The sequence below is a fragment of the Salipaludibacillus agaradhaerens genome (genome assembly GCF_002019735.1).
GTDB lineage: Bacteria > Bacillota > Bacilli > Bacillales > Salisediminibacteriaceae > Salipaludibacillus > Salipaludibacillus agaradhaerens.
In genome coordinates, this window is the sequence record NZ_KV917378.1 from 4,032,987 (window position 1) to 4,056,651 (window position 23,665).

The following is a 23,665-nucleotide window of genomic DNA, read 5'->3' on the forward strand; positions in this document are numbered from 1 at the left end:
AAGTAGGTGAACGATATGCCAGAATTACCTGAAGTAGAAACAGTAAAACGAACATTAACTGAACTCATTAAAAATGAAACGGTCACAAAGGTTAGTGTTGAGTGGCCGAAAATGATAAAAGAGCCAGACGACTCAGCACAATTTAGCGTGATGATGGCTGGGCAAACATTTAAATCGATCGAGCGAAGAGGAAAATTTTTAATCTTTCGTCTCGATGATTACAGCCTAGTATCTCATTTGCGTATGGAAGGTCGTTATGGTGTTTTTGAGCAAGATGAACCTACAACAAAGCACACTCATGTGCGATTTTTCCTTGAGAGTGGTAAAGAGCTTAGATATGCGGACGTCCGTAAATTTGGAACGATGCATCTGTTTCCAATCGATACAGAATTACAGCAGCTGCCTCTCGCCAAATTAGGGCCTGAGCCATTATCATCTGATTTTTCATCAGCCAGATTAAAAAAACAGCTAGAAAGAACGACGAGAGCAATTAAATCAGCTTTACTAGATCAAACGATTGTAGCTGGTTTAGGTAATATTTATGTGGATGAAGCTTTATTTAAAGCAAGGGTACACCCGGAGAAAACAGCCAATATGTTAACTGATGACGAGGTTGAACAGCTTTTTATAAGTATTAAACAGACCCTAAGTGATGCAGTGGAAGCTGGCGGTTCTTCAATTAAGTCTTACGTAAATGGTCAAGGTGAAATGGGGATGTTTCAACAACAATTAAATGTGTACGGTCGAGCTGGTGAACCATGCCGTACGTGTGACAGTATGATCGTTCGTTCTGTCGTTGGTGGGAGAGGGACACACACATGCCCTACATGTCAGCTGTTATGAAGATTATTTAGTTACAACTGTATGAAATAAATAAGATTAACGTACAATGGATGGGCCTCTGCCATATAATAACTTAGTTTAAGTAAGAAGGAGGCTCATTCCATTGACCGAATTACTGTCATTACTTATCCTTGCGTTTGCTGTCAGTTTAGATAGTTTTAGTGTTGGCCTTACCTACGGATTACGGCAAATGAAGCTGCCAATGTTATCTGTTCTGTTTATCATGAGTTGCTCTGCGGTGGCTATTCTACTAGCTATGTGGATAGGGACTACAATCAGTGCTTTATTGGCACCTGAGCTTGCAGAGACGCTAGGTGGCATACTCCTTATTATGATCGGCCTTTATGCCTTGTTTCAAGTATATAAAAAGCCGCCTATTCATTCCCCCTCTTTGAGACAGGAAAAAGTTCTCATGAACGTGGAATTAAAACGTCTCGGTATTGCCATTAATGTGTTAAAAAAACCGATGGAAGCGGATTTGGATGACTCCGGTTCCATAACAGGAGTAGAGGCTATTTTACTAGGCGTGGCTCTGTCACTAGATGCATTCGGTGCAGGTCTAGGCGCAGCTCTTTTTGGTGTGTCACCTTGGCTTCTTGCTCTCAGTGTTGCTGTCATGTGTGGCGTATTTTTGAACGCTGGAAAATGGTGTGGTGTGTGGCTTAACCATTCTGAAAAATTAAAAAAGCTTTCATTTTTACCAGGTGTTCTGCTAATTTTTATCGGTATATGGAAACTGTAGTATTTTTGGGGGTGGAAGTTTGATCATTGGTCTAACAGGTGGCATAGCAAGTGGAAAAAGTACGGTGTCTAAAATGATACGTGATGAAGGACTCCCTGTAGTGGATGCAGATATTATTGCCCGTAATGTCGTTAAACCTGGAAAAAAAGCGTATCATCAAATTATTGATCATTTTGGATTAGCCATTCTTAAACAAGATGGCCAACTAAACAGAGAAAAACTAGGGGAGATCATATTTAATGATGATAAAGAAAGAGATGTATTAAACCAAATTGTTCATCCGCAAGTAAGAAAAGAATTGAAAGATCAAGCTGAGTCTTTACGAAAAGAAGGACATTCGATTGTTATACTTGATATCCCACTTCTTATAGAAGGAGAACTCTTTTATTTAGTAGATAATATCCTACTTGTATATGTTCCGAAAAGCATTCAATTAAAACGATTGAAAGAACGCAACAACTATACAGAGGAAGAGGCATTAAAACGCATTAACTCTCAATTATCTCTTGATAAAAAGAAGGCATATGCTACCTATATTATTGATAACTCCTCTGACTTAACACATACGAGAGAGCAAGTGACAACTTTATTGAAAAACCTAAAAGCGTTATAATGGAGTCCAACAATATAGTGGGCTCCATTTGTCATTTTAACTTGAATCCATCCACGTATAAATTGTGTCATCATGGATTCAATTTAAATATACTTATTTTTAAAATTAATAAGGGGCTAATGATTAATAGTATTAAATGGTATGTTAAGAGCCTCGCGAACAAGTGAATTCATAAGGGAAATAATTCATTTGTAAAACACATTAAAAAGTATTTGCATTGGTATATTAAACACAGTATACTAATTTTCGTGAGCATGATACTAAGCATATTGGAGAATAGTTGTTACTCAAGGGTTAGGACCTCTTTGGACTAACTTTCCCCCAGTAACTAATAACTAAAACATCTCCATGCTAAATTTAAAGGGGGATTTGACCATGGAAACAATGGGAAGGCACATCATTACCGAGCTATGGGGTTGTGATACAAATAAATTAAATGATATAGGATTTATAGAGAAGCTTTTTGTCAATGCAGCTTTAGAAGCGGGGGCAGAAGTAAGGGAAGTGGCATTTCACAAATTTGCTCCTCAAGGAGTTAGTGGCGTTGTCATTATTAGCGAATCTCACTTAACAATCCATAGTTTTCCTGAACATGGTTACGCCAGCATCGATGTTTATACATGTGGAGATCGTATTGACCCTCATGTCGCATCTGATTATATTTCACGTGAGCTCCATGCTAAGACAAGTGAAGTGGTGGAAATTCCTAGAGGGATGGGCCCTATTGCAATTGCAAATAAAAAAACAGTGGAAGTGGGTATGGCCTGACAGCTTTCATGTACGCTCTCTGTCTTCATGAGAGCGTTTTTTCAATTGAACAAATCGCCATTTACTGCTATCCTTATAGGTAATAAGGTGGGAGATGGTATGCTATGGCAATAAAAAATACATTCAGAAAAATTTTTAGTACAAGTACTGAAACGAGAGAACACCATCACGAAGACAGCCTCAAAACACGTTATTATAAGACAATGAAAGATAAAGCAATGATGGAAGTAGAAACGATGTTAAGAAATCGGAAAGGGTTTGAAGTTGCCTCTGTTTCTGAGGACCATGGCGAAATTGTCGTCAACGTAAAAAGCGGGAAGAAAACCTTCGTTGTGGCTACTATTATAATGGTCCGTCCGTTTCGTACGGCAGTGGACTTTTCTGTTTCTACTGAAACGTTCTTATTCACAGATTTTGGACATAGTCGTAAAATGATCCGTGAACTATATACAGATTTGGATAAGCGGTTGCAATTTGTGGGGACAGGCTTAGGTGATGAATTAGCTAAATAAAACGGTACCATTTATTTGCCAAACTCATAAAACATCTTTAAGATCTAACAATCAGTGTACGAATGGAGTGACAAGTCATGATATGCCCTAATTGTCAGCACAACGGGACGAGGGTTCTTGATTCCCGACCAAGTGATGAAGGACGCTCAATTCGCCGTAGAAGAGAATGCGACGCATGTAGCTATCGATTCACAACGTTTGAAAGAGTAGAGAAAACGCCTCTTATCGTTGTGAAAAAGGATGGGAATAGAGAAGAATTTAGCAGAGAAAAGCTCCTTCGTGGTCTCATTCGAGCTTGTGAGAAACGACCTGTCCCATTAGAGAAATTAGAAAGTATTACTGAAGATGTAGAAAAAGATATACGCAATCAAGGCTTATCGGAAGTAAGTAGTGATGAAATTGGTGAAAATGTGATGGAAGCCTTAGCGACAACTGATGATGTAGCTTATGTCAGATTCGCTTCTGTGTATAGACAATTTAAGGATATTAATGTGTTTGTCGATGAACTTAAAGAGCTCATCAACAAAGGTAATAACGACAAATAAATGGAGCCTAGCCGCTCCATTTTCTCTATATGTAAAGCAATAAAGTGGGAAAGATTAGGTGAAATATCATGCACTGGAAAGAAATACTCCCTTCGAATGGTTATACGGCCTATATGACAGATTATTTACAAGTATCTGATAAAGAAGTGTTAACACTTCTTTATCAGCCTCTTATTGGATCTGTTGCATACAGTCTATACATGACATTGGCTATTGATGTTCAAAAACAACCACAAAAAAAAATTACGAGAATTCATAAAACGATTATGACGTTTACTGGTTTGCCTCTTGATGCTATATTTTCAGAGAGAAAAAAGTTAGAGGCTCTTGGATTAATGACGGTATATCGAGAAAAAGAGACGGATGAGTATCACTATTTTTATCACCTTCATCCTCCAATGTCAGCTAAAGATTTTTTTGACGATGACCTTTTAAGTGTTTTTCTTTATAATCGTCTTGGCACGAAAGAACGTTATCGTGAACTTCGACAATATTTTGCTGTTAACAGCGTTGACATAACGAACAAAGAAAATATTACACAAGGCTTTAGTGAGGTCTTTACATCTCTACATCCATCAGAGCTAAAAAGCACGACGTCTGAGATGCTTGAAGCTTTATCGTCTTCCATGCCTTTGATGGGGCGGCATGCCTCTGAGAGCTCTTATTCTATTGGTGAGAGTCAGTTTGATTTTCAAAAACTGCTCGATTTCCTTCCAAGCTTTGTACCGAAGGAAGAAGTAGAAAAAGAGCAAAACCAGCGGCTGATTGCCCAATTAGCTTTTATGTACAAGCTTTCACCGGAGGAGATGGCTAACATTGTGCAGGATGCGATGCTCCATGCAGAACAATTGGATGATGAGCAATTAAGATTACAAGCGAAAAGGCGTTATAGAATGAGTGAAGCTGATGAGCCACCTAGACTCGGTTTAAGAAAGCAACCTGAAGAACTAACAACTGCTCCTAAAGAACCGAAAACACAAGAAGAGAAAACAATCTTCTACTTTGAATCTACTGCTCCTATCGAATATTTAGAAGAATTAAGCGATGGTGCAAAGGTTTATGAAGGAGATATTGATATCATTGAACGCCTGATTTTCGAATACAAACTTACGCCAGGTGTGGTCAATGTCTTACTTGATTATATCTTTATGGTGAACGATAAAAAGCTTTCAAAAGCCCTTGCCTTTAAAATTGCAGGCCACTGGAAGCGTAAAAACATTCAAACTGTTCAAGATGCGATGGCTTTGGCAAAGAAAGAAAATCAGAAGAGTCAAAGTAGTAAAGCATCAGTAAAAAGTATTTCTAGCCAAGGCAAAGGCTATGGTGGTCAAGTAAAGAAAGAACCCCAGCCAAAATGGATGACGGACGAAAATTGGCAAAAAGAAGATTGGAGTGCTGAAGAGCTTGAACAGGCTAAGCGTGAAGCAGCGAAGTATCGTGATTTATTAAAGAAAAACAAGTAGAAGGAGGGATCGGACATGGAGTCTATTAATCAATCATTACGACAGTTTTCAAATTCCCGTCTTCAACAGCAATTTCAAAAATTAAAGAAAGACGTGTTGGAAGATGCTCGTATACGCTCTTATTTAGCCTCACATCCTGAATTGACGACAGAGCAAAGAGACAACGGCTTAAATGAGCTTTATCAATATAAAGAGCAATGGCAAAACTGTGATAAGTGTCCTGGTCTCGATGCATGTCCTAATTTAATTAAGGGGTATCAACCACACTTAACGATATATAGACATGATATTCACCTTGAATATCAAACTTGCCCTTTAAAAAGGAAAGCTGACGAAAGAAAGCGACATGCTTCTTTCGTTAAAAGCCTTTATATCCCTAAAGAAATGACAGAGGTTAGTTTCGACGATTTTCATGAAGATAATCCGTCCCGTGTCAAAGCATTTGCGAAAGCAATGGGATTTTGTGCAGAAGTTAAACCAGGAGAAAATGGCAGAGGTTTATATATTCACGGTCCTTTCGGAGTTGGGAAAACGTTTCTTGTTGGGGCAATTGCTAATGATTTAGCTGATAGAGAGACGACCACGATGATTGTCTATGCACCTGACTTTTTCAGAGAATTAAAAACTGGCATTTCAGATGGGTCTTATCAGAATAAATTAGACGTGGTGAAGCAAGCACCTGTTTTAATTTTAGACGATATTGGCGCTGAAACGATGTCCAATTGGATTCGGGACGATATATTAGGTGCTATGCTACAATTTAGAATGATGGAAAAACTTCCGACTGTTTTTACGTCAAACTTTGACTTAGATGAATTAGCCATCCATTTGTCCTCTACTCAAAGGGGTGGTATAGAGAGGGTGGACCAGTTAAAAGCCGGAAGAATTCTTGAACGAATTAAGCATATGAATGATGTGATTGACATGAAAGGGGAAAACAAGCGAGAGAAATAAACATTCCCCGTTTGTTTTGAGACAATTACCACCGAAATTAATGGAATATATGTTACCATGGAATAAGATGATTAAAGCATTGGAATGGAGGAGACATAGATGAGTATTGATCATATTCTTGATCGGGTAAGACAAGGGGAGCGTCTCTCAGTTGATGATGCCATTGAACTATACAAGAGTGATGAAGTAGAAAAAATGGGTGAACTAGCTAATGACATTATGAAAAAGTGGCATCCAGAGCCTGAAACGACCTTTGTTATTGGCAGAAACGTTAATTATACAAACCTGTGTGATACATATTGCCGGTTTTGTGCATTTTATCGTCCGCCAAACGCGAAAGACGGATACGTATTGGATAACGAAGAGATTTTTAGAAAAATACAAGAAACGATAGATGTGGATGGAACAGAGATTTTAATGCAGGGCGGGACGAACCCTAATTTACCTTTTAGTTATTACACAAACTTACTGAGAGAAATCAAAAAGCGGTTTGACATTACAATGCATTCTTTCTCACCAGCAGAGATTTATAAAATGGTTGAAGTATCAGGACTTTCATTAGAGGAAGTGTTAAAAGAGCTCCACGAGGCTGGACTTGATTCTGTCCCAGGGGGTGGAGCAGAAATTCTTGATAACCGAACTAGACGTCGGATCAGTCGTCTCAAAGGTACTTGGGAAGAGTGGATTGACTGCATGAAAGCAGTTAAAAAAGCAGGGATGCACGGAACTGCTACAATGGTCATCGGTTTTGGAGAAACATATGAAGAACGCGCGTTGCACCTTCAAAGAGTGCGCGATGCTCAAGACGAAGCGGACTGTTTTCTCGCCTTTATTTCTTGGACGTTCCAACCTGACAATACAAATATGAAAGGGGAAAGAATAACCCCAAGAGAGTATTTAAAGAATCTGGCCATATCTCGTATTTTTCTTGATAATATCGCTAATTTTCAATCCTCGTGGGTTACGATGGGGCCGGAAACAGGCAAGAAGTCTCTATCATATGGATGTAACGATTTTGGGAGCACGATGATGGAGGAAAATGTTGTGTCAGCAGCAGGTGCTACTTATAAAGTAGATACGAACCTTATTATCCGTTTTATTCGTGAAGCCGGAAAAATTCCTGTGCAACGAGATACGAAATACAACCATATTCGTACCTTTAAAGAGGGAGAAAAAGCGGAGCGGGACTTTGTGATGCAAAATTAGCATAATACTTTAGGAAAGAAAAGGTATCTAGAGAATTTAACTATTGGTATCAATCATTTCATTTTAATGATTGATACCTTTTTTACGTGGACACCTATCAAGGGGTGACAGGTTATCTTTGTCACATCACCTTTTTAAATTTCATAAGTCGGTAAAATGGTGGTGTGTCGCGTCACCTTGGTTAAAACACGTAGTAAAAATGCGAAGCAAACAGTTCTTTTTTTACTTAATCACCTCTTTTATACACAGAGGTCGAAAACTTCAACTCATAAAACTAATCAGGCTCCATATACATGTACTAGTGTGAGGAGTTGAAGCACAACATGGGGAAGCACTACTTAGACCCTCAACTCGAAATGGACGACTAGGAGGGGCTGCTGTTGCTAGTTATTGAGTTTAAGGATTCACACATCGGTGAAGCCTTTTATCATCAACTGAAACAATCATTAGCTGTTACAAAACGATCGAATGACGACCTCATTCATATTCATTTTAAAGAAAAGGAGACATTGACAACGTTATCGATTGAAGGACTTAATTCTCTGCGAAGAGATGAGCAACAAGCTATCATCAGTGTTCTTACAAATGTAACAATCACTCACTTTTTTCCTAAGTGGTTAAAGGAATTTCTTAAAGACATGTTCTATTATGAAGATGAACAAGAAATTCAAGCTATTATTCAAACAGCTAAATCATTATTTTTTCCATCTGGTGGGGAAGAAGACAGAAATTTCACCATGGCCTTTTTACAGTGGCAACAAGATATTTTCCAAAAGTTAGCACCATTTGTCGAAAATAATATCTCATTTTCCTTTGATTCGTTTTTGTTTTTCCGCTTGAAGCCTTCTCGTGAAAAACTGTTATCTTTAGCGGAGTTAGCTATTGATGAATACAAACTGGAAATGGAATATCAATTAATGCTTGATCGTTGTCGTGATTTTTTGAAAAGACAATCACCGCGGGTGCATACCGTTTACGTTTTTTTGAAGAATGGCATTGAGTTTTATGATAGTGAAATGAAAAAAATTTCTGTACAACAAATTTATGAATGGTTAGAAACCGGAACCCCATTTGAAAAGAATTTGCCAGTTAATGAACGAATGATCGGACCGCTTGTCAGTATGGCACCTAAGAAAATTATCATTGATTCTGCTTATTGTGATGATGACTTATATCATACGCTTAAAAATATATTTGAGGAACGACTCTTTACATCTTCTATGACGTTTGTTCAAAAACAACCTTCTGTTAAAAGATCTTCATTTCTGTCTTGATTTTCTAGTCATACATGATTATAATACTATCCATAAGCAAACTGTCTATAAAAGCGATGAAAAGGACATGAATCATGAGGTGAGTCATACAGAGAAGGAAGCCATTGGCTGGAAGTTTCCTATGATCAATCCATGGATTTACCCCCTTAGAGCTGCAACTTGGAACAGACAACTGTCTTAGTATATGTTTGCCGGTTTTCCCCGTTACGGAATGAATGAAGCTGAATATGTGTATGCTATTCAGAAACAAGGGTGGAACCACGGTCTCACACTCGTCCCTTTTGATTGAGGGATGAGTGTTTTTTGCGTGCTATTTTAGATACTCGCTGCGATAACCGTCCCTGGAGAGATTATAAAAAAGGAGTGGGTCACATGGCAGATGGTAAAGAGATGATTCAACTAACTTTTCCTGATGGAGCTAAGAAAGAATTTTTAAAGGGAACGACAACCGACGAGATCGCTGCCTCTATCTCTCCGGGCTTGAGAAAGAATGCTTTAGCCGGGAAGCTTGATGGAGAGCATATTGATCTTAATGAGCCGATTTTAACTGATGGAAAAGTAGAAATTATCACGTATGATACGGAAGATGGTCTTCATATCTTAAGACATAGTACTGCTCATTTACTAGCACAAGCAGTCAAAAGGTTGTATGACGATGTTAAGCTTGGTGTGGGACCAGTCATTGAAGAAGGCTTCTATTATGACATTGAAATGCCTCATAAACTGACACCAGAGGATTTACCAAAGATCGAAAAAGAAATGAAACGCATTATGGATGAAAATCTTCAGATTAGACGTATCGAAGTGAGTCGTGAAGAAGCCATGGAAAAATACAAGAAAATCGGCGATGAGTTAAAACTAGAATTGCTTGAAGACATACCAGAAGGTGAATCGATTAGTATTTATGAGCAAGGAGAGTTTTTTGATCTTTGTCGCGGCGTGCACGTTCCTTCTACGAGTAAATTGAAGAAATTTAAATTATTGCAAATAAATGGGGCTTATTGGCGTGGTGACAGCAAAAATAAAATGCTGCAACGTATTTATGGGACTGCCTTTCCGAAACAGTCACAAGTTGATGACTATTTAAAGCTTCTTGAAGAAAGGAAGGAGCGGGATCACAGGAAACTAGGGAAAGAGCTCGAAATATTTACAGTCAATCAAAAAGTGGGACAAGGATTACCACTTTGGTTACCTAAAGGGGCAACTGTTCGTCGAATTATCGAGCGATATATCGTCGATGTTGAAGAACGATTAGGTTATGATCACGTCTATACACCTGTGCTTGGAAGTGTTGAATTATATAAAACTTCAGGACATTGGGATCATTATCAGGATGATATGTTCCCTGTGTTGGAGATGGATAACGAGGATCTTGTTCTTCGCCCGATGAATTGCCCGCATCATATGATGATTTACAAGAATCAAAAACACAGCTATCGCAATTTGCCCCTAAGAATTGCTGAGCTAGGTACCATGCATCGTCATGAGATGTCTGGGGCTCTCGCCGGGCTACAACGTGTGCGGGGCATGACTTTGAATGACGCTCATATTTTTGCCCGACCAGATCAATTAAAAGAGGAATTTATTCGCGTTGTAGAATTAATTCAAGCCGTGTACGATGATTTCGGAATTAATGACTATTATTTCCGCTTATCTTACCGGGATCCTGAAGATAAAGAAAAATATATTGATAATAATGAGATGTGGGAGAAAGCGCAAGGAATGTTAAAAGAAGCAGCTGATGAAATGGGTGTTGATTATATAGAAGCTGAAGGAGAAGCCGCTTTTTACGGGCCGAAGCTTGACGTTCAAGTAAAAACAGCTTTAGGAAAAGATGAAACACTTTCTACAGTCCAACTAGACTTCCTCCTTCCTGAGCGATTTGATTTAACGTATACAGGAGAAGATGGGAAAGATCATCGTCCAGTGGTCATACATCGCGGTGTTGTTTCAACGATGGAACGTTTTGTTGCCTTCCTGTTAGAAGAATATAAAGGGGCTTTTCCAACATGGCTCGCCCCAGTACAAGTACAAGCTATTCCTGTTAGTGACGTTCATATGGATTACGTCCGTAAAGTTGAAGCTGAGCTTAAAAAAGCAGGTGTACGTGTGAATGTAGATGTAAGAGATGAAAAATTAGGCTATAAAATTCGTGAAGCTCAAATGAAAAAGATTCCGTACTTGCTCGTTCTTGGTGACAAGGAAATCGCCACAAATGGCGTTAATGTCCGACGTTATGGTCAAAAAGAAACTGAAGAGGTTTCACTTGACCAATTTATAGGTCAGATTCAAGAAGACATTAAAAATTATTCGAGGCAACGCTAAATGTTAAGTGAGAGGATCTGAAATTCTTATTTAGGTTTCATGAGAGAATGTGTGTTGACAAGGCTACAACCTTGTGATAAAGTAACCAAGTGAACATTATACAGAAAACAAAGCAAGAAGAAGCGCCCGCTTCTCACCTAGTCGGTCATTAAACTGGCAGGTTATGATTTTTTAATCTTAACACGTATGTAGAAGTGTGGGCGCAGAATGCACCCACACTTTTTTGTCACGTCTTTTCCATGATTTTAGAAGCAGCGACTTTTTAAAATAGGAAGAGAGAAAAGGAATCTCTTGCTTTGAACTGTTATTATTATGGAGGTGGCTCAACATCAGTAAGGATATGTTCGTTAACGAAAACATTCGCGCACGGGAAGTTCGTTTAATTGGTGCTAATGGTGATCAAATTGGTGTCAAGTCAAAACAGGAAGCCCTAGACATGGCTAGAAATGCTGATTTGGATTTAGTCATGGTTGCACCTAATGCTAAACCTCCTGTCTGCCGAATTATGGACTATGGGAAATATCGTTTCGAGCAGCAAAAGAAAGACAAAGAAGCTCGTAAAAAGCAAAAGGTTATTAATATCAAAGAAGTTCGTTTAAGTCCAAATATTGAGGATCACGATTTTAACACGAAGCTTCGAAATGCAAGAAAGTTTTTAAGTAAGGGGGATAAAGTGAAAGCAGCTATCCGTTTCCGTGGACGTGCTATCACTCACTCCGAGCTTGGCCGAGATGTTCTTATGAAACTAGCTGAGGAATGCAAAGATATCTCAACTATAGAATCAAAGCCTAAGATGGAAGGGCGCAGCATGTTTTTAGTCCTCGCCCCGACAGCTGAAAAGTAACATCAGTCTTCTAATGCCAGCTTTTCGAGGTTAGGCCGACAATTTATGAAGACAACAATGATTTATTGGACAGGAGGAAATAAGAATGCCTAAAATGAAAACACATAGCGGTGCATCTAAACGCTTTAAAAGAACTGGGAGCGGGAAACTTAAGCGCGGACACGCTTTTACTAGTCACTTAGCTGCTAACAAATCTCAGAAGCAAAAGCGTAAACTACGTAAAGCTGGGCTTGTAAGTAAAGGTGACCAACGACGAATTGATACAATGGTAAAATAATTAAAACTACTGAGAATGACTTATAAGGAGGGATTACGATGGCTAGAGTAAAAGGCGGGTATGTTGCCCGACGGCGTCGTAAAAAAGTTTTAAAACTTGCAAAAGGATATGTAGGTTCAAAACATAGATTATTTAAAACAGCACAAGGGCAGGTAATGAAATCTTTCCTATATGCTTACCGTGACCGTCGTCAGAAAAAACGCGACTTCCGTAAGCTTTGGATTGCTCGAATTAATGCAGCAGCCCGTATAAATGGTTTATCTTATAATCGTTTCATGCATGGCTTAAAGCAGTCTGGCATTGACATGAACCGTAAAATGTTAGCTGATTTAGCAGTCAATGATGAAAAGGCATTTACTGAGCTTGCTGAAAAAGCGAAAGCTGGTTTAAAATAATACAGTGATTGGGAGCGGTATATCAGGTTGGAGATCAACTTGATATACCGCTCTTTTTAGGTATAAAGTAAAGGCTGTTACTTGAATGAATGTCATCATTCAAAATAAGATATCAACATTCGAATAATGACTCTGATTTTCACTCTAGACAGACGGACCCTAATGTCCTAATTGAAGGTTCGTTATATCACTGTATATAAATTAAATCACTTAATAAACGAGATGAACCATTCTAAATAAGGTAGTAAATTGGCCCAAGAGAACAGATTTAAAATAACATATAGTAAGGAGAAACGAATGCAAATAGTTGATATTAGCCTTGTAATATGGCTTTTAATGATGAATTTAATTGGGATAATATTAATGAAGATAGATAAGCGCCGGGCTCGAAGGAATGAATGGCGAATATCAGAAGCAAGGCTCTTTTTAATAGCAGCACTCGGTGGCGCAATAGGTATGTGGTTTACATCAAAGGTTATTAGACATAAGACTAAAAAATGGCGTTTTCGCCTCGGATTCCCATTGTTTACTATATGTCACGTGGCTTTACTTGTTCATTTTTCTATGTGAAAATAGAGCTTGGTAATTTAATAGCATGTACATTTTTTTTTGGTCATAGAATAGATTGAAAGGGGAGATACCATCATGGATTCATTCAACGAAGCAATTCCTCAATTAATAGATGATGCTGGATGGATGGCGCCTGTCCTCTTTATAATTCTTCATTTAATAAGACCGTTATTATTTATCCCTGTTATTGTTGTATGCATTTTAGGTGGTTATTTATTTGGATTTTTTTATGGAACATTGTATTCTATTGTAGGTTTATCACTCATGAGTCTCGTGTTTTATAAACTTATAAATTTATTTCCATTTTTTCAGAAGCGTATTATTAAATTAAAACAGAAAGTTTTTAAAGATCGATTGCTTACAATTGGGCAAGTTATGATTCTTAGAATGATGCCTTTCGTTCATTTTCATTTACTCTCTTTATATTTAATGGATATGACAAAAACATACCGTGAGTATATGACATATTCGATTGGTGGTGTCATTTTTCCTTCAATGCTTTACACAGCATTTGGTCAAGGCATCACAGAGCTACCTTGGTATTTATCACTTGTTTTTTTCGTTCTTCTGGCAATGATTTTTTCCTATTTAGGTAAGAGGGGAACAGCTGTTTATAAATGGGGGAAATTCTTTCCGAGTAAAGTGTATGAACGTAGTTGAAGAATGCTAAAACCCCCTTCCACCCATCTTGGGAGCATGATTGGAAGAGTGGCCGTAGCTAAGCTGAGAAGCTAGAAGTATTAGTTAGACGTTTGGAAATGAAGCTGTGGGACTACGATCAAAATCAGTGGCTTTACTTTTGGAAAACTAACGTTAGGCGTGGGAAACAGAACCTCAATGGAAAGGAACGAGAGAGTTCTTAAATGACAATCAGCAAACTTCATTTATTGATCCACCAAAAAACAGAAACATTCCTTAAACGGAGCGTTTCTGTTTTTTGTTTAGGAATGTTTTTCAGTGGCTGCTGGCATGGAGAAGTGTATTTTAAAGAAACGGTTACTTTCCTTGTCTTTCAAGGCGTTTTAATAGGTTGCTGATTGGTGGCCGCCATTGAATATCAGCTTTGGGATAGCGTAGTCTTAATTCTTTCTCAATAAAATGAAAGTCACGGCGGCTTAACCCATGTAATTGATCGATATCCTCAGAACTAACGATAATCGAGGTGACTTCAAAGGAATCGTCAGCCGGGCCAAGGAATTTTTCCGCCTCAAATAAAGCGTTGCGAAACGTAAATAACACATTTTTTCTTACGTTATCTGGATCATCAAGTAAATAAAAATAACCATTATGGTAAGCTCTTTCTAATTTACGTCGAGGGTCCAGGGTGTATTTAATTAAACTGAAAATAATAATTCCAACGGCTAACAGGAGGAAGATTCGAAATAGAATGACGGTTAACATGATATCTCTCCTTCATACACGTGAATGAATGTCATAATTCAAAATAAGATGCCAAAATTCGAACAATGACTTTGACCTTTACTTCAGACGGTTTCCCGAGGATATGTCATCAGCCAACTTTTGCTCGGTAACCCCTAGCAAAAGTGGCTCTTCCGACTGCGCTCAATCCCCAGGAGTCGTCGTCTTACGTTTCGGTCACTTTTTGTCACAGAAAACCGTCCGTAAAACTCCCGCTTCGAAATAAAAAGCAGAGAAAATCTATTTAGGGGGAGCTAATGTCACTCGATTACTAATCAGTGGGAGAAAGACGAAAACACCCACTGATTGAAGGCTCGTATTATTATCATTGTTCGCTTCTTCGTGTAAACACTCTTTTAACATACACGCAATAGGTGTGAATCACTCTCATATGTGCTACGATTGAAAAGAAACAAGGTTTCAAAATAGTAAGCAATCATTTAAGATATAATTAAAGTATAAAATTATAATCAAACGTAAATCAAGGATAAGGAGTGTCAGATGAATTTTTTAAAGCTGTTTGAGATGCAAAGAACGTTAGATTCATACATAGAAACTAAACAAGGGTTACATAATGAGGCGTTACTAGAACGTAAATTGCTTGCATTGCAAGTAGAGCTTGCTGAACTAGCAAATGAGACGCGCTGTTTTAAATTTTGGAGCACCAAAGAGCCATCAGAACGAGACATTATATTAGAAGAGTACGTAGACGGCATTCATTTTATTTTATCTATTGGCCTTGAATACGGGTACGATAAAACGTGTCATTGCCAATATCCAGAAAGTGTGAGTGTGTCTAAAGAGGTTTTGGTTACAGACTTTTTTAACGTGACAGACAAACTTCTTAACCTGAGAAAAGAAGGCTCAAAAGAGGCATTTGAGGAACTTTTTACCAGTTACTTAACGATAGGGGCACATTTAGGCTTTAATGGTGACGATGTTGAAGAGGCCTATATGAAAAAAAACGATGTCAATAAACAAAGGCAAGATCAAGGATACTAAGTTTTGCTGATTATATTTTGCATAAAAAATTGAAATCAGGCCAAACTCGATATAATCAATGACTCATTATAAAATATAGGAGGCGTGTGTAAATGGATGATATGTTAGTAATGCTAAAAGATTTAACAGATGCTAATGGGACACCAGGGAATGAACGACAACCACGAGAAGTGATGAAAAAGTACATATCTTCTTATGCAGATTCGGTAGAGACAGATCACCTTGGCAGTCTTATTGCCAAAAAAACAGGTTCAGTGGAAGACGGGCCAAAAATTATGGTAGCGGGACACCTAGATGAAATAGGATTTATGATCACGCATATAGATGATAAAGGATTTTTAAAATTCCAATGTCTCGGAGGCTGGTGGGAGCAAGTCATGCTTGCACAGCGTGTGACAGTCATGACCAAGAGTGGCAACATTCCGGGGGTTATCGGTTCTAAACCTCCGCATATTTTAACCCCAGAAGTCCGTAAGAAGTCTATGGATAAAAAAGAGATGTTTATCGATATTGGTGCTACAAGTAAAGATGAAGCCATGAGCTTTGGAGTTCGACCTGGAGACACGGTCGTACCGGTATGCGATTTTACCATTATGAAGAATGAAAAAATGCTAATGGCTAAAGCATGGGATAATCGTATTGGCTGTGCCATTGCCATTGAAGTACTGCGCCAACTTAGTGATACAGAACACCCTAATACAGTCTATGGTGTGGGAACCGTACAAGAGGAAGTAGGCTTACGAGGAGCAAAAACTTCTGCACACCTCATTCAACCTGATATTGGATTTGCAGTGGATGTAGGCATTGCAGGGGACACACCGGGGGTAACGGAGAAGGATGCATTAGCAAAGATGGGAGACGGTCCACAAATTGTGATGTACGATGCCTCTATGGTGGCTCATACGGGCTTGCGTGACTTTGTGACTGATACAGCTGATGAGAAAAATATCCCTTATCAGTTTGACGCTGTCCCAGCAGGAGGGACAGATTCTGGTTCGATTCATTTGACTGCAAACGGAGTACCAGCTTTATCTATTACAATTGCGACTCGTTATATTCATACTCATGCAGCTATTTTACATCGTGATGATTTCGAGAATGCTGTTAAGCTCATTGTGGAAGTGATTAAGAAATTAGATAGAAAAACGGTTGACGCCATTACGTTTGATTAAAAAAATGATTGCCGACTGCAAATTGCAGTCGGTTTTTTGCTTTTCGTAATAATGTTTTAGTGAATGACAATGATGATAGAGAGGAAGGTAACAGAGAAAAACCTTCTTTAATAACAAAAAAGAGGTGTAACTATTGACGAGGGGTGGTATGAATCAGTATAATTCCAAAAGTAATTTAAGGAATATGGAGTGATGTCATGCAACGGGGAATTCGCCTACTTGTCATTTTTATTGCGTCAATTGTTATTGGTGTTGCATTTAACTTATTTTTACTACCACATGAAGTATTAACAGGTGGGGTAACAGGCCTTGCAATGGTTTTTGGTCTTATGACACCTGTGAATACAGGGTATTGGATCGTTCTACTAAATGCGCCGATCTTCGTTTTGGGCTGGATGAAGTTAGGAAGAGAATTTATAGGGAATAGTATTTTTTCCGTTCTCATCACATCGATTTCGATGTTATACATTCCAATTATTCAAGTAACGGAGGATGCGTTATTATCGTCGGTCTTTGGCGGGGTCATTGCTGGTGCTGCAATTGGTGTTATTATCCGTTTTTATAGTTCCACAGGAGGATTCGATATTGTTAGTCTTGTATTAATAAAAAAGTGGGATGTGCCTTTAGGAGGCTTAATTTTTGCACTCAACAGTGTTGTTGTGTTTATTTCTGCTTTTTTCTTTGCGTGGGATTTAGCCTTGTACACGATGCTGTCAATCTACATAACTGGCATTGTAATTGATCGTGTTCATACTCGTCATGTGAAGCTTAGCTTAATGGTAGTGACGAGTAAAGGTGACAAATTAAAGAAAGAGCTCCTAGCTAATCTTGTTAGAGGAATAACGGTCATTGATGGGAGAGGAGCCTATTCAGGTGAAGATAAGAAAGTGTTGTATACAGTCATTACTCGTTACGAGTTGGCGATCATTAGGCCCATTTTGAAAGAGATAGATCCAGAGGCATTTGTAAGTGTGAGTGAAAGCATGGAGGTTATGGGGAATTTTAGACGGGATTAACAGCTTTGTCTATTACGCACCTTATTTTATCGCAGCTAACAGACGCTAATGTCCTAATTGACTCAACTATTAATTAGTGTGAGAAGAACAAAAACGCCCACTGATTGGAAATTCGTATTATCTTGAGACTGGTTTTGGTGGATTAGATAGATAACGGCACGTTCTCCCACTATGAACACACTTATTTAATGGCATATTATGCAACGGAGATTAACACAGAAAAAAGGTCTAAAGCTCGAGGTTTAGACCTTTATAAAACTTATTTTAAACCGGAAGCGATACGGTCTGTTATGGCATTCTTCTCTTCTTCACTAGCCGTTTTCCAAAAGACTTCCATGAGGACACCTAATCCTGGAAGCATTTTCTCCTCTCCGCTTTGGATGGCGTCAACTATTGTAGCCTCGACCTCCTCTTGGTTACTACCTGATACATTTTCTAGAATGGCACCACGTAAATTAAAATTGGCCATAATGAACCTCCCTCTCATTTTAGTTTCTATTAAGGAATTGAATCGTTTTGTTTAGTTAATTCTGTTATAGTATGGTTGGAACCTTTGAACAATATGTACTTAGAAAGTGTTATCGGTTTGCTGAGACATGAAAGCTAGCTGGATCAATGTATGGTGAATCGTTTTTAAACAGACGCTAGAAGTGATTAGAAGCTGGTATCATGAGGAATACATTTACTAAAGATGACGTGAACATAGTGAAGGAACAAGGTGTTTATTGAAAGGGGTAACAAATGGAAATCATTGAATCCGTACAAAATTCTAAAATAAAATCATGGAAAAAACTTCATACCAAAAAAGAACGTGATAATACAGGTCTTTTTATCATTGAAGGTATCCATCTCATTGAAGAAGCCTTAAAATCCGATTTGGTTATTAAAAACTTAATTATTGAAGAACACAAACACATGCCTGTAGAGTGGCATGTGAAAGAATTACCAACGGTTACTGTGACAGAGAGAGTCATGAAGGAAATATCTGAAACAGAGACCCCTCAAGGGTTTGCCGCAGTTTGTCAACAGCCTGAAAATGAAAATCTTTTGCTAGAGGAAGGGAAATATTTATTCGTGGATTCTGTCCAAGATCCAGGTAATTTAGGAGCAATGATTCGTACCGCCGATGCTGCAGGCATATCAGGTATCATTCTTGGCCACGGCACAGCCGACCCTTATAATGGAAAAGTCATTCGTTCAACACAAGGCTCGTTGTTTCATTTACCTGTGCAAAAAATGGATCTCGAAGAAGCCATTGACCTATGTCATGACAATCATATTCCTGTTTTTGGTACGAGTCTGCATGGGAGTACCTATTCAGCGATTGCTCCGCAAGAAAATTTTGCGCTGATTGTTGGAAATGAAGGTAGTGGTGTAGACAAGAAATTGCTTGAAAGAACAAGTCAAAATCTATACATCCCGATTTTTGGTGAAGCAGAATCCTTAAATGTTGCCATCGCTACCGGTATCTTACTATACCATCTAAGAGGGGATTGATGGATGCGATTCATCTGTGATGTGAAGCAATAACCACTTTAGGTAGTTCGCTAATTGGGTGTAATGCGTGTTAGAGCTAACTATAATAGTTGTGGCATGATGGTATTTAATGATTAATGATCGTTAGTCAGTCAGTTTTAACAGTCCATAACGTTTTCGAAAGACTATTTGCCTTCATTGTCAAAACCTTATATAATAGTCACAGACATATCATAAGAAAAGCTGTGATGGAGATTAGTATGCCGATTTTGGACCAACAATCAGGGAAGAGATGCCATAGACTGAGAGCAACTCTAGGTGGGACACGGCGGAATTCACTCCGGAGCTGACACCGGACTACAGGCGCATTTCGTCTGGAAAAGGTGCTCCGGCAAGCAAGCCGTTAAGTTGTTCTTGAGTGAATGCTTGAAAGCACAATGTCAAAGGCATTAACAAGGGTGGTACCGCGAGTCTTCGTCCCTTTTTTAGGGGAGGAGACTCTTTTGTGTTTTCAAAATAATTGCAACTCTGCAACCTGGCTTAAAATCGACTGTAAGGTCTTAAAGTCATTGATCACTGAGTGATATCTGAAGGTCATATCTCGATGTAGTGATGACAAGAGCAGTTCATTTAAAAACATAAGGAGGAAAAGGGATGTTAGACCGTTTACAAGAACTTCATGATGAAGCAATGAAAAAAGTAGCTGATGCTTCAAATTTAAATGATTTAAAAGAAGTAAGAATTGCTTATTTAGGAAAAAAAGGCCCCATTACCGAGGTGATGAAAGGAATGGGGAAGCTTTCAGCTGAAGAACGGCCGAAAGTAGGACAAAAAGCTAATGAAGTAAGACAGTCGGTTCAACATTATATCGAAGAAAAAGAAAAAGCATTTGAAGAGGCAGCTTTATTAGAAAAGCTGAAAAAAGAAAGCATTGATGTAACATTACCTGGTCGCCAAATAGCGAAAGGAGGCCGTCATCCATTAACATCCGTTATCGAAACGATTGAAGATGTGTTTATTGGAATGGGCTTTAGCATTGCTGAAGGACCAGAAGTAGAAACGGATTATTATAACTTTGAATCATTAAACTTGCCAAAACATCACCCTGCCCGTGATATGCAAGATACCTTCTTTATAACGAGTGATTTGTTGCTTCGGACGCAAACGTCACCTGTTCAAACGAGAACGATGGAGAAGCATGAAGGAAAAGGGCCAGTAAAAATAATCTGTCCTGGAAAAGTTTATCGCCGTGATGAAGATGATGCAACGCATTCCCATCAATTTATGCAAATAGAAGGACTTGTCGTTGACGAAGGTATACAGATGAGTGACTTAAAAGGGGTTTTTGCAACATTCGTGAAAGAATATTTCGGTGAAGATAGAGAAATTCGTTTACGACCTAGCTTTTTTCCATTTACTGAACCGTCAGCTGAATTAGATATTTCCTGTGCGATGTGTGGAGGAAAGGGCTGCCGTACATGTAAGCATACTGGTTGGATTGAAGTGCTTGGTTCAGGAATGGTCCATCCTAATGTCTTGCGAATGGGTGGCTTTGATCCTGAGAAGTATTCTGGATTTGCGTTTGGAATGGGTGTAGAGCGCTTTGCTATGTTGAAATATGGTGTTGATGATATACGCCATTTTTATACGAACGATACCCGCTTTTTATCACAGTTCTCGCGAGTATAATTAGGAGACGTATTACTAAAGGAGGAAATGCTGTGTTAGTATCATATAAATGGCTGAAAGACTATGTTGAGATTGATGATTTGTCAGCAGCAGACATCGCAGAAAAATTAACGAGAAGCGGTGTTGAAGTAGATGCTGTTCAATCATTAAATGAGGAGATTACCAATCTTGTTGTTGGGAAAGTACTTACGTGTGTCAAACACCCAAAAGCAGATAAACTCAATCTTTGTCAAGTGGATGTAGGAGAAGAACAACCTATTCAAATTGTCTGCGGGGCTAAAAATGTCGGTGAAGGGCAATTTGTAGCAGTAGCACGAGTGGGGGCTCGCCTACCTGGTGGTATGAAAATTAAACGGGCTAAATTACGTGGTGAAGTATCGGAAGGCATGATTTGTTCCTTACAAGAGCTAGGTATCCAAGGGAAAGTTGTTCCTAAAAAATATAGTGAGGGTATTTTTAACTTTCCACAGGAAATGATTCCTGGTGAGGATGCCCTTGCACCACTTGGCCTTGATGATACACTGCTTGAACTTGACCTTACACCAAATCGTTCTGATTGTTTGAGTGTGCTCGGAGTTGCTTATGAGGTAGCTGCAATTCTTGGACGAGACGTGAAAGTTCCTGAACCTGCCCTTGTACCAGCTAAAGAAAAAGCATCTGACAGGATCGCTGTTCATGTTGAGGCCAACGGTGACAATCCTTACTATGGCGCAACCGTGATCAAAGGAGTAAAGATTAGTGAATCACCTCTCTGGCTGCAAACAGCTTTAATGAATGCAGGTGTCCGCCCTCTGAATAATGTTGTTGACGTTACAAACTATGTTCTTCTAGAATATGGTCAACCGCTACACGCTTTTGATTTAGACCGTTTTGGCTCTGAAAAAGTAGTTGTGCGACGCGCAACAGAAGGTGAGCAGATTGTTACTCTTGATGAAACTGAACGAACTTTAACAGGTGAACACCTTGTCATTACAAATGGTAAGTCTCCAGTCGCTATCGCTGGCGTGATGGGTGGAGCCACATCAGAAGTGAATGATGAGACAGTTAATATTTTGTTAGAATCTGCCTATTTTAGCCCTAGCACGGTGAGAAAAGCCTCAAAGGATCTCGGATTACGAAGTGATTCAAGTATTCGTTTTGAGAAAGGCGTTGATCCGAATCGGGTTGCAGAAGCGGGAAAGAGAGCGGCTTCTCTCATTCAACAGCTGGCAGGAGGAGAGGTTTTATCTGAGACTGTTAAATTTGATGAATTATCCCGAGAAGAAAAACGTATTGACATTACGCTCGCTAAAATCAATGACGTCCTAGGGACATCACTGACAGAAACTGATGTCACAAATATTCTGTCACAATTAAAATTTAATCATGACTATGAAGACGGGACATTCGCTATTAACGTGCCTACAAGACGACAAGATATCACGATTAAACCAGATATTATTGAAGAGGTGGCTCGCCTTTACGGCTATGATAATATCCCAGTGACGTTGCCTAATACATCTGCCACACCAGGTGGCCTCACAACGGAGCAACGACAGAAGAGAAGAGCGCGTCGTTTCCTTGAAGGTGCAGGAATTCATGAAGCGGTAAGCTATTCATTAACAACAGCAGAAAAGGAAGCGTATTTTAAAGAATCAGAAGGCTTACGTGTGAATGTAGCTCTCCCTATGAGCGAAGAAAGAAGTACACTAAGGACGACACTTCTTCCCCATCTTCTAGATGCGTTAAGCCATAATAAGAATCGAAATGTCTATGACGTGCATTTATATGAAATAGGATCTGTTTTTCATACAAAAGAAAAAACAATCACAACTCAACCAGAAGAGAAGACATATTTATCTGGTGCTTTTATGGGATTGTGGCACGAACATAGCTGGCAAGGTGAAAAGAAACCAGTGGATTTCTATGTCATTAAAGGTGTTGTCGAAGGGTTATTAGAAGAGCTACATGTGTCAGGAGAAGTGCGCTTCGAACAAACGGAGAAGGCTGGTTTGCATCCTGGTCGAACAGCGACACTTTTTATCAATGATAAAGAAGTTGGATGTCTCGGTCAGCTCCATCCAGCTGTAGCGAAAGCGTGGTCGTTACCAGCCACCTACGTATTTGAGTTGAACCTTCAACATCTGCTAAGTTTACCAGCAAACGTGGTTCGTTACGAAGCTATTCCGCGATATCCAGCGATTCAAAGAGACATTGCTTTAGTAGTAGACGAAGCTGTTCAAGCTGAAAAACTGAAAAGGGTTATCATGGCATCTGGTGGTCGCTTACTACGTCATGCAGAGGTATTTGATGTCTATCAAGGTGAACACCTGGAAGAAGGAAAGAAGTCATTGGCTTTTTCCCTAAAGTATCAAGATCCTGAAAAAACATTAACAGATGACGAGGTAACAGCTGTCCATACCAAAGTGTTGCAAGCTTTAGAAGAAAAAACGGGTGCGACACTCCGTTCCTAGAGTGTATTAATCAAAATAGACCTCAGAACCGGCTCTTCAGAGTAACGGGCGTCTGAGGTCTTTCCTTTTTTGTCTTACTTTATAATATTATGTGACTTTATATGGTC

At 39.0% G+C, this 23,665-nt stretch carries 24 protein-coding genes and 2 other annotated features; of the genes, 22 read left to right on the plus strand and 2 right to left on the minus strand.

Translation table 11 applies throughout. The features are described from left to right. Window positions 1-15: 15 nt before the first annotated feature. The 16 genes from mutM to BK581_RS18545 all read left to right on the plus strand — a co-directional run bounded on the left by mutM (window position 16) and on the right by BK581_RS18545 (window position 13,991). A complete protein-coding gene (mutM, locus tag BK581_RS18470) occupies window positions 16-843 on the plus strand; it encodes a DNA-formamidopyrimidine glycosylase (protein ID WP_078579551.1) in 828 nt (275 codons plus the stop codon). 103 nt (window positions 844-946) lie between these two features. Beyond that, window positions 947-1,585, plus strand: coding sequence for a sporulation membrane protein YtaF (ytaF, locus tag BK581_RS18475; protein WP_078579552.1), 639 nt, complete (start codon window positions 947-949; stop codon window positions 1,583-1,585). A gap of 19 nt (window positions 1,586-1,604) precedes the next feature. Then, the gene (coaE, locus tag BK581_RS18480) at window positions 1,605-2,198 is read left to right on the plus strand and encodes a dephospho-CoA kinase (protein WP_078579553.1); all 594 of its coding nucleotides are present in this window, start codon (window positions 1,605-1,607) and stop codon (window positions 2,196-2,198) included. A 375-nt stretch (window positions 2,199-2,573) separates the two neighbouring features. Next, the gene (gene speD / locus BK581_RS18485; protein WP_078579554.1) at window positions 2,574-2,966 is read left to right on the plus strand and encodes an adenosylmethionine decarboxylase; all 393 of its coding nucleotides are present in this window, start codon (window positions 2,574-2,576) and stop codon (window positions 2,964-2,966) included. A gap of 104 nt (window positions 2,967-3,070) precedes the next feature. Next, complete coding sequence (locus BK581_RS18490) at window positions 3,071-3,478, plus strand: DUF1499 domain-containing protein (protein ID WP_078579555.1); 408 nt, start codon at window positions 3,071-3,073, stop codon at window positions 3,476-3,478. 77 nt (window positions 3,479-3,555) lie between these two features. Next, the gene (nrdR, locus tag BK581_RS18495) at window positions 3,556-4,023 is read left to right on the plus strand and encodes a transcriptional regulator NrdR (RefSeq protein WP_078579556.1); all 468 of its coding nucleotides are present in this window, start codon (window positions 3,556-3,558) and stop codon (window positions 4,021-4,023) included. Window positions 4,024-4,091: 68 nt separating this feature from the next. Beyond that, window positions 4,092-5,486, plus strand: a complete 1,395-nt coding sequence (locus tag BK581_RS18500; protein WP_078579557.1) for a replication initiation and membrane attachment family protein — start codon at window positions 4,092-4,094, stop codon at window positions 5,484-5,486. Between the two features lie 15 nt (window positions 5,487-5,501). Further along, window positions 5,502-6,440 (plus strand): primosomal protein DnaI, encoded by a 939-nt coding sequence (dnaI, locus tag BK581_RS18505; protein ID WP_078579558.1) that lies wholly within the window; start codon window positions 5,502-5,504, stop codon window positions 6,438-6,440. Between the two features lie 99 nt (window positions 6,441-6,539). Beyond that, window positions 6,540-7,646, plus strand: coding sequence for a cyclic dehypoxanthinyl futalosine synthase (gene mqnC, locus BK581_RS18510; protein WP_078579559.1), 1,107 nt, complete (start codon window positions 6,540-6,542; stop codon window positions 7,644-7,646). A 380-nt stretch (window positions 7,647-8,026) separates the two neighbouring features. Further along, window positions 8,027-8,920: a putative sporulation protein YtxC gene (locus BK581_RS18515; protein ID WP_169837785.1), complete on the plus strand. Its 894-nt coding sequence runs from the start codon at window positions 8,027-8,029 to the stop codon at window positions 8,918-8,920. A 47-nt stretch (window positions 8,921-8,967) separates the two neighbouring features. Next, window positions 8,968-9,203, plus strand: a binding site (T-box leader). 89 nt (window positions 9,204-9,292) lie between these two features. Further along, window positions 9,293-11,245, plus strand: a complete 1,953-nt coding sequence (thrS, locus tag BK581_RS18520) for a threonine--tRNA ligase (protein WP_078579561.1) — start codon at window positions 9,293-9,295, stop codon at window positions 11,243-11,245. Window positions 11,246-11,353: 108 nt separating this feature from the next. Then, window positions 11,354-11,476 (plus strand) — a sequence feature (ribosomal protein L20 leader region). 109 nt (window positions 11,477-11,585) lie between these two features. After that, the gene (gene infC / locus BK581_RS18525) at window positions 11,586-12,089 is read left to right on the plus strand and encodes a translation initiation factor IF-3 (protein ID WP_143709710.1); all 504 of its coding nucleotides are present in this window, start codon (window positions 11,586-11,588) and stop codon (window positions 12,087-12,089) included. An 85-nt stretch (window positions 12,090-12,174) separates the two neighbouring features. Further along, window positions 12,175-12,366 (plus strand): 50S ribosomal protein L35, encoded by a 192-nt coding sequence (gene rpmI, locus BK581_RS18530; RefSeq protein WP_078579563.1) that lies wholly within the window; start codon window positions 12,175-12,177, stop codon window positions 12,364-12,366. Between the two features lie 38 nt (window positions 12,367-12,404). Further along, window positions 12,405-12,761, plus strand: a complete 357-nt coding sequence (gene rplT, locus BK581_RS18535) for a 50S ribosomal protein L20 (RefSeq protein ID WP_078579564.1) — start codon at window positions 12,405-12,407, stop codon at window positions 12,759-12,761. A 297-nt stretch (window positions 12,762-13,058) separates the two neighbouring features. Then, the gene (locus tag BK581_RS18540) at window positions 13,059-13,331 is read left to right on the plus strand and encodes a DUF1294 domain-containing protein (protein ID WP_078579565.1); all 273 of its coding nucleotides are present in this window, start codon (window positions 13,059-13,061) and stop codon (window positions 13,329-13,331) included. A 75-nt stretch (window positions 13,332-13,406) separates the two neighbouring features. Next, window positions 13,407-13,991, plus strand: a complete 585-nt coding sequence (locus BK581_RS18545; RefSeq protein ID WP_078579566.1) for a TVP38/TMEM64 family protein — start codon at window positions 13,407-13,409, stop codon at window positions 13,989-13,991. Window positions 13,992-14,327: 336 nt separating this feature from the next. On the opposite strand, the gene BK581_RS18550 is transcribed toward BK581_RS18545, so the two are convergent. Beyond that, window positions 14,328-14,732, minus strand: a complete 405-nt coding sequence (locus BK581_RS18550; RefSeq protein ID WP_078579567.1) for a sigma-w pathway protein ysdB — start codon at window positions 14,730-14,732, stop codon at window positions 14,328-14,330. A gap of 519 nt (window positions 14,733-15,251) precedes the next feature. On the opposite strand from BK581_RS18550, the gene BK581_RS18555 reads away from it, so the two are divergent. The 3 genes from BK581_RS18555 to BK581_RS18565 all read left to right on the plus strand — a co-directional run bounded on the left by BK581_RS18555 (window position 15,252) and on the right by BK581_RS18565 (window position 17,940). Next, the gene (locus BK581_RS18555) at window positions 15,252-15,752 is read left to right on the plus strand and encodes a dUTP diphosphatase (RefSeq protein WP_078579568.1); all 501 of its coding nucleotides are present in this window, start codon (window positions 15,252-15,254) and stop codon (window positions 15,750-15,752) included. Between the two features lie 92 nt (window positions 15,753-15,844). After that, complete coding sequence (locus tag BK581_RS18560) at window positions 15,845-16,924, plus strand: M42 family metallopeptidase (protein WP_078579569.1); 1,080 nt, start codon at window positions 15,845-15,847, stop codon at window positions 16,922-16,924. 197 nt (window positions 16,925-17,121) lie between these two features. Beyond that, the gene (locus tag BK581_RS18565) at window positions 17,122-17,940 is read left to right on the plus strand and encodes a YitT family protein (protein WP_078579570.1); all 819 of its coding nucleotides are present in this window, start codon (window positions 17,122-17,124) and stop codon (window positions 17,938-17,940) included. Between the two features lie 259 nt (window positions 17,941-18,199). On the opposite strand, the gene sspI is transcribed toward BK581_RS18565, so the two are convergent. Then, on the minus strand, window positions 18,200-18,409 hold the full coding sequence (sspI, locus tag BK581_RS18570; protein WP_078579571.1) for a small acid-soluble spore protein SspI: 210 nt from the start codon (window positions 18,407-18,409) through the stop codon (window positions 18,200-18,202). A 272-nt stretch (window positions 18,410-18,681) separates the two neighbouring features. Here sspI and BK581_RS18575 point away from each other — a divergent pair, with 272 nt between their 5' ends. From BK581_RS18575 to pheT, 3 genes are all read left to right on the plus strand, one after another. Further along, a complete protein-coding gene (locus BK581_RS18575) occupies window positions 18,682-19,437 on the plus strand; it encodes a TrmH family RNA methyltransferase (protein ID WP_078579572.1) in 756 nt (251 codons plus the stop codon). 633 nt (window positions 19,438-20,070) lie between these two features. Beyond that, a complete protein-coding gene (gene pheS / locus BK581_RS18580; RefSeq protein ID WP_078579573.1) occupies window positions 20,071-21,105 on the plus strand; it encodes a phenylalanine--tRNA ligase subunit alpha in 1,035 nt (344 codons plus the stop codon). Between the two features lie 32 nt (window positions 21,106-21,137). Further along, window positions 21,138-23,558: a phenylalanine--tRNA ligase subunit beta gene (gene pheT, locus BK581_RS18585; RefSeq protein WP_078579574.1), complete on the plus strand. Its 2,421-nt coding sequence runs from the start codon at window positions 21,138-21,140 to the stop codon at window positions 23,556-23,558. Window positions 23,559-23,665: the final 107 nt, after the last annotated feature.